14 protein-coding genes are annotated in these 13,836 nt (G+C 62.5%); 7 read left to right on the forward strand and 7 right to left on the reverse strand.

From position 1 onward, the window contains the following. Positions 1-8: 8 nt before the first annotated feature. Genes P0Y65_16385 through P0Y65_16395 form a run of 3 tightly spaced genes read left to right on the forward strand, consistent with a single transcriptional unit; the run spans position 9 to position 2,797 of the window. The gene (locus P0Y65_16385; protein WEK03755.1) at positions 9-752 is read left to right on the forward strand and encodes a fumarylacetoacetate hydrolase family protein; all 744 of its coding nucleotides are present in this window, start codon (positions 9-11) and stop codon (positions 750-752) included. A gap of 27 nt (positions 753-779) precedes the next feature. Continuing rightward, a complete protein-coding gene (locus P0Y65_16390; GenBank protein WEK03756.1) occupies positions 780-1,745 on the forward strand; it encodes a phosphoglycerate dehydrogenase in 966 nt (321 codons plus the stop codon). Beyond that, complete coding sequence (locus P0Y65_16395) at positions 1,742-2,797, forward strand: Ldh family oxidoreductase (GenBank protein WEK03757.1); 1,056 nt, start codon at positions 1,742-1,744, stop codon at positions 2,795-2,797. Before P0Y65_16390 ends, P0Y65_16395 begins: the two co-directional genes overlap by 4 nt. A 7-nt stretch (positions 2,798-2,804) precedes the next feature. Here P0Y65_16395 and P0Y65_16400 read toward each other — a convergent pair whose 3' ends face one another. From P0Y65_16400 to P0Y65_16430, 7 genes are all read right to left on the reverse strand, one after another. Further along, positions 2,805-3,710, reverse strand: a complete 906-nt coding sequence (locus tag P0Y65_16400; protein ID WEK03758.1) for an energy transducer TonB — start codon at positions 3,708-3,710, stop codon at positions 2,805-2,807. Then, positions 3,707-4,156 (reverse strand): TonB system transport protein ExbD, encoded by a 450-nt coding sequence (gene exbD / locus P0Y65_16405; GenBank protein WEK03759.1) that lies wholly within the window; start codon positions 4,154-4,156, stop codon positions 3,707-3,709. The genes P0Y65_16400 and exbD overlap by 4 nt, the downstream gene beginning before the upstream one ends. Beyond that, positions 4,156-4,971 (reverse strand): tonB-system energizer ExbB, encoded by an 816-nt coding sequence (gene exbB / locus P0Y65_16410; GenBank protein ID WEK03760.1) that lies wholly within the window; start codon positions 4,969-4,971, stop codon positions 4,156-4,158. The genes exbD and exbB overlap by 1 nt, the downstream gene beginning before the upstream one ends. Positions 4,972-5,050: 79 nt before the next feature. After that, the gene (locus tag P0Y65_16415; protein ID WEK03761.1) at positions 5,051-7,243 is read right to left on the reverse strand and encodes a TonB-dependent siderophore receptor; all 2,193 of its coding nucleotides are present in this window, start codon (positions 7,241-7,243) and stop codon (positions 5,051-5,053) included. A 65-nt stretch (positions 7,244-7,308) separates the two neighbouring features. Beyond that, complete coding sequence (locus P0Y65_16420; GenBank protein ID WEK03762.1) at positions 7,309-8,184, reverse strand: AraC family transcriptional regulator; 876 nt, start codon at positions 8,182-8,184, stop codon at positions 7,309-7,311. A 187-nt stretch (positions 8,185-8,371) separates the two neighbouring features. After that, positions 8,372-9,646, reverse strand: coding sequence for an FAD-dependent oxidoreductase (locus P0Y65_16425; GenBank protein WEK03763.1), 1,275 nt, complete (start codon positions 9,644-9,646; stop codon positions 8,372-8,374). Beyond that, positions 9,634-10,560 (reverse strand): polysaccharide biosynthesis protein, encoded by a 927-nt coding sequence (locus P0Y65_16430; GenBank protein ID WEK03764.1) that lies wholly within the window; start codon positions 10,558-10,560, stop codon positions 9,634-9,636. Before P0Y65_16430 ends, P0Y65_16425 begins: the two co-directional genes overlap by 13 nt. A 467-nt stretch (positions 10,561-11,027) precedes the next feature. Between P0Y65_16430 and P0Y65_16435 the strand changes: the two genes are divergently transcribed. The 4 genes from P0Y65_16435 (at position 11,028) to P0Y65_16450 (ending at position 13,691) form a co-directional block, all read left to right on the forward strand. Beyond that, on the forward strand, positions 11,028-12,320 hold the full coding sequence (locus tag P0Y65_16435; protein ID WEK03765.1) for an EAL domain-containing protein: 1,293 nt from the start codon (positions 11,028-11,030) through the stop codon (positions 12,318-12,320). Positions 12,321-12,346: 26 nt separating this feature from the next. Next, complete coding sequence (locus P0Y65_16440) at positions 12,347-12,652, forward strand: alkaline phosphatase family protein (protein WEK06824.1); 306 nt, start codon at positions 12,347-12,349, stop codon at positions 12,650-12,652. An 83-nt stretch (positions 12,653-12,735) separates the two neighbouring features. Beyond that, a complete protein-coding gene (locus tag P0Y65_16445) occupies positions 12,736-12,915 on the forward strand; it encodes a hypothetical protein (protein ID WEK03766.1) in 180 nt (59 codons plus the stop codon). Continuing rightward, the gene (locus P0Y65_16450) at positions 12,912-13,691 is read left to right on the forward strand and encodes an HAD-IIA family hydrolase (protein WEK03767.1); all 780 of its coding nucleotides are present in this window, start codon (positions 12,912-12,914) and stop codon (positions 13,689-13,691) included. Before P0Y65_16445 ends, P0Y65_16450 begins: the two co-directional genes overlap by 4 nt. Positions 13,692-13,836 lie beyond the last annotated feature (145 nt).

Consider the following 13,836-nt stretch of genomic DNA (forward strand, 5'->3'; position numbering starts at 1 on the left):
GAGCCGACATGACCCATCCCCTGACCGACCTGCTGCTGACGCATCGTGCCAGCGGCGCGCTGATCGACACGCTGCCTGACAACCTCGTGCCAGCCGATGCCGCCACGGCCTATCTGGTGCAGACCGAAACCATCAAGGCCATCGGCCCGGCCGGCGCCTGGAAGGTGCAGCCCTATCCCGAGACCGGCGAACCCTTCACCTCGCCGATCCTCTCCACCACCGTTTTCGAGAATGGCGTCACGCTCAAGCTCAGCGACTATCCCGGCATCGCCATCGAAGGCGAAGTTGCGGTGACCTTCAATCGCGACCTGCCCGGCAAGGATGGGGGCTATACGGCCGACGATGTCCGCGCCGCCATCGGCTCGCTGCATGTCGCCATCGAAATCGTCGCCTCGCGTTTTTTCGACCGTCGAAATAATCCAAGCCTCGTTGGCATCGCCGACCTGCAAAATAGCGGCGCTGTCATCCTCGGGCCAGCCATCCCGGCAGACACCTGGCCGGAACTCTCCAAGAAGTCGTTGAGCATGCTTGTCGACGGCAAGGAGGTGCAGAGCACCCCCGGCAATGGCTCGACCGAGAACACGCTGACCTCGCTCGCCTGGCTCGCCAATCACGCCGCCGCCCGCGGCCTGCCGCTGCAGTCGGGGAATGTCGTCATCACCGGCGCCCGCCTTGGCCCGCTGCCGCTCGATGGCACGAATGTCGTGGTGGACGGTGGCGACCTCGGTTCGGTGTCAGCCACAATTTCCTGATTCCACAGACTCTTGACAGGACTATCCATGACGGTCATCGCCACCACATCGCCCGGCTTTGGCCGTTTTGGACAGGTCCCAGCCAAGCTCGAACAGCTGGGCTGGGAAGTGCTGCGCGGCGTGGATACCAGCCTGCCTGATGGCGGGTTGGGCGATGCCCTGGCCCGCGCCGATTTTCTCATCACCGGACTTATTCCAGTCGATGACAACACTTTAGCCAAGGCCCCAAAGCTCCGCGCCGTGCTCAAGCATGGCGTGGGGACCGACAATATCGACATCGCTGCCTGCACCGCGCGCGGCATTCCCGTGCTCAACACCCCGGCGTCCAATTCCAATGCGGTCGCCGAACTCGCTGTCGCAGCCATGTTTTCCCTCGCCCGCAATGTCCCGGCCGGTCACATGAACATGCTGGAGCACAAATGGGTCCGCATGGTTGGCAGCGAGGTTTCCGGCAAGACGCTGGGCGTGGTCGGCCTCGGCAATATCGGCAAACTGCTCGCCAAAAAGGCCATTGGCCTCGGCATGCGCGTGGTTGCCACCGATCTTTATCCAGATCGCGATTTTGCGACGCTCAATGCTATCAGTCTGTTAGCATTGGACGACCTTCTTTCACAGTCTGACTACGTGTCGCTGCATGTCTTTGGCACCGAAACACTGATCACCGCCGACAAGCTCGCACTGATGAAACCGACGGCCTGCCTGCTCAACCTGGCGCGCGGCGAAGTGGTCGATCTCGACGCGCTAAACCACGCACTCTCCAGCAAAAAACTTGGCGGCGTAGCGCTCGACGCCTTCGTCACCGAGCCACCCGACTGGTCCCATCCTATCTTCAGCCAGCCCCGCGCCGTCTTCACCCCGCACATGGGCGCCGACACCACCGAGTCCGTCGAGCGCACCAGCCTGATGAACATAGCCGATATCGAGACCATGCTGACCGGCGGCCGTCCGTCCCGCATGCTCAACCGCCAAGTCTTTGAAGGGAAAGCAGAATGACCGTTCAGGAACGCTACTCCCCGTCCGAACTGCAGAGTTTTACCCGCCAGTTGTTCGAAGCCGCCGGCGTCGAGGCCGACAAGTCTGCTGCCATTGCCAAGTATCTGGTGGAGGCCGATTTAATGGGCCACACCACGCATGGCCTCGCCCTCGCTGGCTGGTATCTGCAAAGCGTCGCCGATGGTGTGATGACCAAATCCGGCAGCCCGGAGGTCTTATCCGACCGCGGCGCCGCAATCTGCTGGAATGGCAACAGGTTACCCGGCGCCTGGCTCACCTCCCAGGGTGTCGCCTTGGCCTGCGAACGGGCAAAAGAATATGGTACTGCGACAGTCGTCATCGGCAATAGCCACCACATCGGCGCCCTCGCCGCCTATCTGCAGGACGCGACCAGCCAGGGCCTGATGATCAGCATTACCAGCTCCAGCCCATCGGGCGCTCAGGTCGCGCCCTTTGGCGGGCTCAAGGGCCTCTATACGCCCGACCCGGTAGCCCATGGCATCCCGACGTCTAAAGGTCCGATGCTGATCGATATTTCCGCCTCGATCACAACCGTCAATATGAGCCAGCGCCTCACCCGCGAGGGCCGCGTCTTCGAGCATGAGTGGTTGATGGACAAGGCCGGCAACCCGTCCAACGACCCGGCCGTGCTCAAGGACGGCGGCACGCTGTTGCCCACCGGCGGGCTCGACCATGGCCAGAAGGGCTACGGCATGGCGCTCCACGCCGAGGCGCTCACCCAGGGCCTGGCCGGCTATGGCCGCGCCGACGCGCCCAAGGGCACGAGTGCCGCCGTCACGATCGACGTCCGCGACCCGCAAGCCTTTGGCGGCATTGACGATTTTCTCCGCCAGACCGACTGGCTCGCCGAGCAGTGCCGCTCCAACCCACCCCGCCCCGGCGTCGAAGCCGTCCGCCTGCCCGGCGATGCAGCGTTGCGCCGGCGCAGCAAGGCGCTGGAAGACGGCGTGGTGCTTTACGCCGGCATCATCGATGAGCTCAAGGACGTAGCGGCCGGACTGCATGTGCCGATGCCCGAACCGATTGGCTGACAGCGGTTTAGCGTAGCGAGAAACGAATATTTGCCGTCAGTGGCTGACCGGCAATCCCTGCCGGAGGTGCTGGCAAGGGCGAAGCGCGGCGCGCCGTCTCCACGGCCGCCTGATCGAGCGCCGGAAAACCGGATGACCGAGCGATGCCGACCGAGGCGATCTGCCCACTGGCATTGACGGAAAAGCTAATCACCACAACGCCTTCCTCGCCGGCAGCCTGCGAGGCACGGGGATAGACTTTGCGGGAATCAATCCGTGTCAGCGCCTGCTGCTGCCATTGCTGGGGCGAGACCGTGCTGGCCGGCGCAGAAGGTGCCGGTGCATTGGGCTGCGGGCGCGGCTGTGCCGGCGGCTGAGGCCGTGGCTGTTGTTGCGGACGGGGCGTAGGTGGGGTCTCGGCGCGGCGCTGCTGTAGTTGCGGTGACATGGTCATCGGCATGGGCAGGTCGGGCGAGACTTCGGGCTCGGGCTCTGCTTCTTCCGGCTCCGGAATGAGCTCGGGTTCGGGCTCCACCACTTCAGGCGGCGGCGGCTCAACCACCTCGGGCTCGGGTGGCGGCTCGACGACCTTCGGTTCCGGAGGCGGGGGCGGCTCCTCCACCACGGGTTCCGGTTCGGGAACAGGCTCTTCAACGGGTGGCGGTTCGGGTGGCGGCGTCACCTCAGGCGGCGGCTCGACGACCGGTTCCGGCTCAACGACCGGTTCCGGTTCGGGCGGCAGCGGGGCGAGATCGATCAGCATGGCCGGCTCGGCAGCCTGCACCTGTGGTGTTGGCGGCGTGTAGTTGTGCAGCAGCCAGAAAGCTGTGGCGCCACCCCCAGTTACCAGCGCGAGCGCGATGACCCAGCGGCCAATGTCGAGAGCCGTCAGCCGATGCAGATCATGCGCGCCGATGCGTTCTCCGGAACTCATTGCCCGGCAGCGCTGTCCGTCACGGGCGGGGCGGACTCGAGGCCGACAAGGCCGACCTTGAGATAGCCGGCCGAGCGGAGGCCATTGATCAGGCTCATCATGTCGCCATAGGGCACGGTCTGGTCCGCGCGCAGGAAGATGCGTTGCTCGCGATCGCCACCGGTCACATCATCCAGCGCCGCGGCAAGGCCCTCGGCGGTCACAGCGGTGTTGTTGACGTTGAGCGTCAGGTCACTGGCCAGCGTCACATAGACCGGCTCGTCCGGCCGCTCCTGCGGTACGGCATTGGAGCTGGGCAGGTCGACATTGATATCGACCGTCGCCAGGGGCGCGGCGACCATGAAGATGATCAGCAGGACCAGCATGACGTCGATGAAGGGCGTCACATTGATTTCGTGCTGTTCGTCCAGCTCGTCGTCGCCGTTGTCGCGGATGCCGCCGGCCATCAGGCTTGCTCCGGCCCGGCAGGAACGGTGCGGTAGTCAAGATCGCGCGATACCAGACGCTCGATGCCTGCCGCCGTGTCGGCCAGCAGTTGCTTGTAACCGGCGATGGAGCGCGAGAAGAAATTATAGACCACCACGGCTGGAATGGCGGCGACAAGGCCGATGGCCGTGGCCAGAAGGGCCTCGGCGATACCGGGGGCCACCACCGCCAGATTGGTCGTCTGGGCCTGCGAAATGCCGATAAAGGCATTCATGATGCCCCAGACCGTGCCAAACAGGCCGACGAATGGCGCGGTCGAGCCGATGCTGGCGAGAATGCCGGTGCCGACCGAAAGCCGGCGCCCGGCCGCCGCCTGGAGGCGCGCGAGACGCGACGACACGCGTTCCTTGAGGCCATCGCCGCCGGCCCGATCGAGGGCAGCAAAGGACATGCGGACCTCTTCATCGGCCGAGCGCAGCAGCATGGCGCCGGTTCCCCGTCGATCGCCAATGCCGGCCAGCGCTTGGTCGAGCGATTGGGACGACGTCACCACACGCAGCGTGCGCCGCATGCGCGCCTTGGCGCCGGTGATTTCCAGGAATTTGGCGATCAGGATGACCCAGGTGATCAACGAGGCAAAAGCCAACCCGACCATCACGCCCTTCACCACCCAGTCAGCCGCCACAAACATCGCCCAAGGCGACAGATCATGCGGAAGGTTGCCGATTTCAACGCTGGCGCTGGCGGCGGGGAGGTCCTGGGCGAGGGCGACTGCGACCAAGCCGAAAAATGCAGCGGGCACCAAAAGGGTTGAGGCAAGGCGGCGGTTGATCATGGCGAACCCAGTGCTGAAAACAAGCTCCGGCCACACGAGGCGGCCGGAGCGAAACGTTCGAACAGGCGGAAGGTTTAACCTACCACTTCTTGCTCAGGCTGAGCGTAACCGTGCGACCGGCGCCGTAGCCACAGGAGGTCGTGGTCTGGCAGCTTGAAACGTAGGACTCGTCAAAGATGTTCGAGGCGGTAAGGGCGACACCCCAATCGTCCTTCTCGTAGCGAAGGCTGGCATCGAACAAGGTCACGTCCGGAACTTCCGTCGTGTTGGCATTGTCAGCCCAGCTCTCGCCAAGATAACGCACACCGCCGCCTAAAACGAGACCATCGAACTGGCCATCAAAGGCATATTCGACGCCCAGCGAAGCGGTCAGCTTCGGAATCTGAACCGGTGAGTTGCCGATCAGCGTGGTGTCAACGTCATCGACGACTTCTGCGTCGAGCCAGGTCAGACCGCCAAAAACGGAGACCTGGTCGAAATTGACCCGACCTTCAAGCTCAACGCCGACGACGTTCACTTCGCCAATCGCAACCGAGCCCGTCGCCGGAAACGGGAGGGACTGGGCGTAGTTCTCGCGGTCAATGCTGAAGACCGAGGCGGTGAACAGGCCATCGATGAATGTGGGCGCATACTTGATGCCCGCTTCGATCTGGCGGCCTTCTTCGGACGGAAGCAGAGCACCGGTGGCACTGGTCGCGATGGTGGGGCTGAACGAGGTCGCATAGCTAACGTAGGGCGTCAGACCATTGTCAAACTCGTAGCCGAGGCCAACGCGACCGGTAAAGGCTCCCTCGCTGGACGAGGCAGATGTGCCAGCGAAATTGTTGTCATAGTCAATGTTGACGTTGTCATAGCGGCCGTTGACGGTCGCAATAACGCCACCGAGGCGCATCTGATCCTGCACGTAGATGCCAAGTTGCTGCAGGGAAATATCCTGATCCAGATAGGTGCTGATCAGCGGGCTCACTACACCATACTGGGGATCGAGCACGTTGATAGGGGGCACACGGACAGCGCTTGAGAACGTTGAGTCAGAACCCTGGACCGAGCTGAACCGCACATTCTTGTAGTCCAGGCCCGCGAGCAGACTGTGCTCGATCGGTCCGGTCTCGACGGTACCTGAAATCTGGTTGTCGATGTTGAAGGTGAGGATGTCGGTGCTGTGCTGGAAGGCGGCTCGATCCAGCGTATTCGTTCCGCTCACTTCACCATAGGTATAGAGATACTGTTCATCGAGCGAGACGCCGGCGAGGCGAGCGTTCTGCTTGATGGTCCAAGTGCCATCTAGATCATGCTCAAGTTCGTAACCGATCATCGCCTGCTGGCGGTCATAGGAGTCGAAGCTCGGATCGCCATAGTTGAAATCGCGTGGAATGCGAACACCGCCTGCGGCATCCTCAGCGGTCCCCGTATAGGGAAGGAAACCGGTGGACGTGTGATCGAGGTCGCCGGCCTGGTACTGGCCGTAAACCGTCAACGACGTCTGCTCGGTGGGCGCCCACGTCACGCTGCCGAGGACGGAGCCCTTGAGATCTGAGGCGTCATCGGTCTCCCAACCACCGCCGGACAGCTTGCCCGTCAGTCGGTAGGCCAGATCACCGGTCTCGCTGGCATCACCAACGTCAAAGCCAAAGTAAGCATTACCGAAATTGTTGATGCCGGTTTCGGTGTAGCGCAGGCGTTCGCCCGTCGGGCGCTTGCCGATGTAGTTGATGACGCCGCCCACGTTGGCGCCACCATAGAGCGCGGAGGCGGGACCCTTGAGCACTTCGATGCGCTCAAGCAGGAAAGGCTCGATCAGGAAGGAGCCGAAGCCGAACTGGTAGAGCGGCAGGTTGTCCTGAACGATACCAGTCTGGTCTGCCTGGAAACCACGAACGCGCACCCAGTCGAAATCAGCGTCGGTGCCATAGGTTGAAGGCTGGACACCAGCCGTATAACGCAGCGCTTCGTCGGCTTTGGCGCCAGGTATTTTGTCTAGCTGCGCGCGATCGACCACCGACACCGACTGCGGCACTTCCGTGATCGCTACTGCCAGCTTGGAGCCAGCCGTGGTCTGCACGGTGGCATATTCAACGCCCTCTGCATCTGCCTCGACAACAACCTCCCCCAGTGCGATCGGGCTTTGGGCGAAGGCGTGGCCGGTGGCCAGGGCGGTGGTAACCAGGAGCAGGCCGACCAGGCCGCGGCGAGACAGTGCTGTCATTGCGTATTCCCACAAGGACCCGTGGACAGAATTTCGCCACAGGTGTGAACTAAATAAGGTGACCATTTATCTCACCTTAACGTTTCGGGATTGTCGATCCTTACGGTCGCTTGAAGGATTCAACGCCGGTTTTAGAGCGCTCGCTCCCTGGCCTTGAGCCATGCGAGTGGCGTCTGGCCAGTGTATTGCTTGAACACGCGGGTCATATGCGCCTGATCGGCGAACCCGGTCGTGCCAGCAAGATGGCTCAGGCTGCCAGCGCCGGATTCGAGCAATGCCTTGACGCGCTCGATGCGCGCGCGCATCTGCCATTGCAGCGGTGACAGGCCGGTCGACGCCTTGAAGGCTGCCGAGAAATAGGACGAGGACAGGCCGACGTGCTCGGCCAGATCCTGCAGACGGACTGCCTCCAGGCAACGGTCGCCCAGATATTTGCAGGCCATCCGCAGGCGGCGGGGCGATAGCTGTCCTTTGAGCTCAAGCGCCTGCCGCGGCAGTTCGAAGAGTTCGACGCAGATGGCCAGTGCCAGCGATTCCCCATAGGCATCGTGACGCGCGGCCTGCTGGCATTCGCGTGCCAGAAGACCGGACAGGGCCTGGATTACCGGATTATCGAACATCAGTCGCGCCGCATCACCGGGCAGGGCATCAAGCGAGAGGCCGAGCCGGTTACGCAAATGGCCGAGATCAAGATGCAGATCCAGGTGGCAGAGGCGCGCCTGTCGCGGCACGATCGACCAGGTGCGCATGTTGGGCGGGATATAACTCAGCCGGCCCGCCGCCCCATCAGGCACGCGGCCGGGGTCATCGGTGAGAAGGATCGCATCGGCCGGCGTTTCATCGAGAATGACGAACAGCCTGGCATGTGGCGACACATATTCGCCGCCGGCGCCAGCCTCACCCTGCACATCCCAGACATCGGCGAGCATGCCCTGCCAGCTGCGCCAATTCGGGCCGCCGTTGGGTGCGAAACCCTCGATCCGGGATTGCATCTGGGGATGGAACATGGGGCGCGTTCAAGTTGACTTGTTCAGTCACCTTAACACATGGACTGCGCAGGAAAAAGTGACCTGACAACGACAAGGCGCAATAACGTCCGGTTCGAGGGCGCAAGAAAAGGCGCGCAAACCCGCTGGGCCTGCGCGCCTTGTCAACCAACTTGCCTCGAGCGCGTGACGCTCGGTTTGGGCCACCTTACCGCAGGCGACCAGTTGCATTTGGGACTGGCGCCGGGCGTTCGCCGGGCGTTGCCGTGGCCGCCACGTCGGAAGCGGTTTCGCGAACCGAGCCCCACAGGGTCTGCGACAGGTGCATGACCACCGAAAGCGCATGGCTGCGCGAGGGCATGAACCAGGCAAAGAACAGAATACGGATCACCCAGGCGAGGCGCCCGGTGAACTGCATGCCATAAAGTTCAGTGATGCCGCGCTGGCCAGCCAGGCCAGCGGTCTGGCCGAGGCCCTTGAAGCCGAAGCGCTTGACCGGTTTGCCCTTGACGGCGCGGGCGATATTGGCGCCGACGCAATCGCCCTGCGCCATGGCCCAGAGCGCATTGGTCGGGCAAGCCTCGCCGGTCACGGGATGGGCCGCACCAGCCAGATCGCCGGCGACCCAGACGTTGGAACTGCCCCGCACGCGCAGGTCGTCATTGGCCAGGATCTGGCCCGCAGCATTGCGCGGTAGCGCCTCCGTGCCTCTGAGCACCTTGTAACTCACGCCGGCAGCCACAATGGCCATATCGGCCGAGATGGTCTCGCCATTCTCCAAAGCAACATGATCGGCGAGGATCTGAGAGACGCGGGCACCGCGATGAACCTGTACCCCCTGGGCAAGCAGGGAACCTTCTGCCTTGTCGGCCATATGGTTGAAGGCCGGGCGCATCGAGGGCAGCAATTCATCGCTCGACGATACCAGATGGATATTGACCTTGCTGGCACCATCGCGGGCGAAGCGTGCCGCCAGCGCCGACGCCGTCTCGACACCGGCGGGACCGCCGCCCACCACTACAACGCTGCGTGGCCGGGCCGCAGCATCCCGACGATCGAGCTCGCCGATCAGCGCCTGCATGTCCAGCGTATCCTTGACGCACCAGCCGTGTTCCGCCAAGCCCGGGATACGATCGAAGGGATCCACCGAACCGGCCGCGATCACCAGGTGATCATAACGGATTTCGCGCTCGCCATCGGCCCCCTGCACGGTCAGCGCACGACCAGGCAGATCGGCTGAAACAACCTCACCCTGAACGAAATTGTCACCCAGCATGGGCTCCAGCGGGGTCAGCGTGTCGCTCACCGGAAGGTGTCCGGTCAGCACTTCGCCGGTCCAGCCGTGGTAGGTGTGATAGCCCTCGCGCGAGATAAGGGTCACGTCCACCTCGCCGCGGCGCAGGCGGGAGCGGAGCTTGGTCCGCAAAGCCGAAAAGGCATGGAGGCCGGCATAGCCGCCCCCGAGGATGACTATGCGGCGCATGTGACGGCCTCCTGGATTGCGGAGACAGGAGCATGTGCCGGTGCGTCCTTGATCAGCTTGCCGAAGGAGCGGAAGGGCGCCAGGTGGAAGCCGAGATGGCGATATTCGTCGGCCAGCCGCAGGATATGCTCGGCCTGGTCCACCTGGGCGTCGCCCATGCAGAAGTGGCCCTTGTGACCAGCCAGCGCCAGCAGCATGGTTTCGGCAAGGCAAGCATAGGCGAGCTTTGGCGCCAAGGCGATCGACCCACGCAGCTCGAAGCCGGGGATTTCGACCAGCCCACCATCCACGACCAGCACATCGGGACGCTCGGTCAGTAGCCCCTCGTCGGTATTGCGCGGCACGGTGTCGTCGAGCACGATGGCGCCACGTTTGAGGTGTTCGCTGCGCAGCAGAGCGTCAGGCGAGGATGTCAGCAGGACCACGAGATCTGCCTTGGCCACGTCCAGCATGTCTGTGCTGACTGTCGCCTCGACGCCATCCCGGCGAACATCGGCGGCAAGCTTGAGCAGGCGCTGCTCATTGCGCGCGACCAGCATCAGTCGGCCAGGATGCTTGCGAGCGTAAAGCCGGGTGAGGCAAGAACCAACGCTGCCCGTCGCACCGACGATGGCGATAAGCGGGTCGCGACCAAGCGAGCCGGTCAGCGTTTCGATGGCCTGCATCGTCATGGCGGCGGTAAACGCGTTGCCATTGGTGACACCGACGTCGGTGCGCTTGGCAAAGGCCTTGCCGCCGACCGAAGCCGGGGCGGTCAGCGCGCCAAGGCCAACCACCGAGGCGCCGAGGTCGCGCGCCAGATCGACCGCATCGGAAATGCGACCCTGAACCTGGGAGCGCGGCAAGGTCAGCAATTGGGTGGGCGTCAACGGCACGGTAATGATCCGGCCAACGACCTTCTTTGGCAAATCCACCCGGGAAATCTTGCCTGTAACCATGGGCGGCACTGGCAAGTGCTTGAGGGCATTCCGCCAGATGATTTCAGGAACCAGTGAGAAAGGCCGACCGAACAGAATGCCCATATCTGCACGCAGCGTATTTCTCGGGTGCACCAAGAACGCAAACTCTGACTGCATAACAACCCCGCCATGGTTGCGCCGCAACAGGCGACGCCGCGGAGAAGTCTTAACACAACTTTAATAAAAGTTTAACGAAGTATTAATCAGTTCAAAGATTTGGTTAATGGGCGTGACGTGGCACGCTCACCTTGCGCTTGGTCAAAAGCGGAATAACCCGGCAATAAATGCTTAAGCCTTCGCCCGTATGATAATTTCGGGTTTCTCCGTAAAGCCTAGCGTCAGGCCTGCAGCGGATGGCAGCTTCCGTTGCCTCCCTCGCTTGAACATTTTGGGCCTTGCGGTGGGAGGAAAGCAGGGTTTCCATGAACGCAGGCGAGACAGATATCTTCGACCTCAAGGGTCTGACGACCGCGCTGGACGATAAGGCGGATTATTCCCTAAGGCGCGCCCTGGAGGCTGTTCGCGTGCATCTTGGCATGCAGGTGGCCTATGTTTCCGAATTTGTCGGCGATCGCACCTATTTCCGCGAGGTAGACGCGCCTGGCCTCGAGCATGTAGTCAAGCCCGGCGACTCCATGCCGCTCGACTATGTCTATTGCAAGCGCATCCTTGATGGCCAGTTGCCCGAGTTGATGCCTGACGTCCTCGACGTGCCCGATGCCGCCAGCATGGCCTTCACCACCGATATGGGCATACGCGCCCATATGAGCGTGCCGATCACGCTCAAGGACGGCCAGACGCATGGCATGTTCTGCTGCATCAGCACCGAGCCGCAACCTTCGCTCAACCAGCGCGACCTCAAAATGATGCGCGCCGTGGCGGAACTGACTGCCGTGATCATCGGCCGCGAGATCGAAGCCAAGACCGAGCACCGGACCAATCACGAACGGATCCAGAAGGTACTGGGCGACGATGAATTGTCGATCGTCCTGCAGCCTATCTTCCGCATTGCCGACAACCGGCTGCTTGGCTTTGAATGCCTGTCGCGTTTTTCCGGGCCCGAGGATTGGACACCAGACGTCTGGTTCAAGTTGGCGGCAGATGTTGGCCTTGGCACAGAGCTCGAGATGCGCGCCGTCGAAAAGGGCCTGGCGCTTCTCGACCAGTTGCCTTCCGAGCTCTATCTGACGCTCAATGTGTCGCCTGAAACCGTCATCTCGGGCGCGGTGACAAAGGCTATTTCTACCAAACAGGGACGGCGGGTGGTGCTCGAAATCACCGAGCATGCCAGCGTTGAAGACTATTCCGCGTTAGGCACGGCTCTCAACGACATTCGCGCAGGGGGCGTACGACTGGCTGTTGACGATGCTGGCGCGGGTTATGCCAGCCTGCGCCATATCCTGGCGCTGCAGCCCGATATCATCAAACTCGACATCAGCCTCACCCGCAATATCCAGGACGATCTGGCCCGCCACGCCCTGGCTGCTGCGCTGGTGCATTTTGGTCGCGAGACGAAGAGTCAGATTCTGGCGGAAGGCGTCGAAACCGCATCCGAACTCGAAGCGCTGCGCGCACTTGGAGTGGAAACCGCACAGGGCTACTTCCTCGGTCGGCCGATGCCCTATGAGGAGGCGAACCGCTTGGCCGCCAAGATGAAGCTCGCCAGCCGCCCCCGTCCCAAACTGGTTACCCCGGGCACGGCTGTCGCCAGCTAGGACGAGCGAGCGACTCGATCGTCCTTCTGACCTTCGACTGGCTCCGCCACGACCGCGTCACGGTCGATTTGATGCTCAATCTCTTCCGCTTCATGGCCGAGGGCAGCAATTTCCTCGATTCACACTCGATTTTCCCGAGCGAGACCCGCGTCGCCGTTACCTCCACCATGACCGGCGCGCCGCCCGGTGCCCATGGCGTCGTCGCCAACCAGTTCATCCATGCTGCCCCAACGCACTCTTCCGCACCTCGGAATGGGAAGATCTCGAACTGGCCGTCCAGGCAGGGCAATTGCCCGATCGCCGGAAGACGATCTGGGCCACGACGTCTTTAGCCGCGTAATTTACGCCATGCGCACCAGTATTCTCATCGCCATCATGGCGACGGTGATCGGCGCCGCCGTCGGCCCGCGGCCTCGTGCTCTCCGGCACCAGCCTCGTCCTGCTGCCTAGCGAAAGCCGCAACCACTTGACCGCGGCCTGGTGGATGGGCATTCCAGCCGGCGTGGTGATCTTCCTCACCACCCTGGCCATCAGCCTCGTGGGCGACTGGCTGCGCGACATGCTGGACCCCAATCTTGGAGCCAAGGACGAATGAGCGTAACCACACGGCGTCTCGGCTCGATTGACGAACTCAGTTTTTCCGCAGTCCTCTCGGATCTCGACGGCGTCGTTTATCGCGGGGATGAGGCGGTGCCCGGCGCCGTCGAGCGGTTTAATCGCTGGCAGAGCGAGGGCATTCCTTATTGCTTTGTCACCAATAATGCCGAGAAATCCGCCGCTGCCTTTGCCGAAAAGATCGAAAGGCTCGGCATCGCCTGCACTCCTCAACAGGTGGTGACCTCGGGCGATGTCGCGCTCGATTTCGTCCAGGCCAAATATGCGCCGGGCGCTGGCCTCTATGTCATCGGCACGCAGGCCTTCAAGGCACGTGTGGCAGACTGCGGCTTTGTCCTGATGGAAAATGACGCCGCCGCCGTGATCGTCGCTCTCGATCGAGGCTTTGACTATGCGATGATGACCACAGCCCTGCGCAATATTCTCGGTGGCGCGGACCTCATCGGCACCAATCCCGATCTGATCCGTCCGCTCGCCGATGGGTTCGAACCGGGAGCCGGCGCCATCACCGCCTCCATCGCCGCCGCTTCCAGCGCCACGCCGATCTTTATGGGAAAACCCGACCCCACCATCATTCACACCGCCATCGCAAGACTGGGTGTCTGTGCTGCCGACGCGATCATGATCGGCGACAAGCTTGATACTGATATCCTGGCCGGCCAACGCGCCGGGGTTACGTCGATCTTCATGGAAACGGGAGTCCCGTTGGACACGCGGAGCCTAGTGGTTCCGGATTACCTTCTGGCTTCTCTCTGAAGGCAACGCGCTAACCGTTGCTGTCCGGCGTGAACTCTTTGACTGGTTTTCCCAGCACTATGGACGGCCAGAATCTTGTCGATAACGAGATGGCCCGGTCTTCCTGATCAGAGCTAAAACCAGCCTTCGGCGACTGTACCGAGAC

Origin of the sequence: Candidatus Devosia phytovorans, assembly GCA_029202405.1 — a bacterium.
Lineage (GTDB): Bacteria > Pseudomonadota > Alphaproteobacteria > Rhizobiales > Devosiaceae > Devosia > Devosia phytovorans.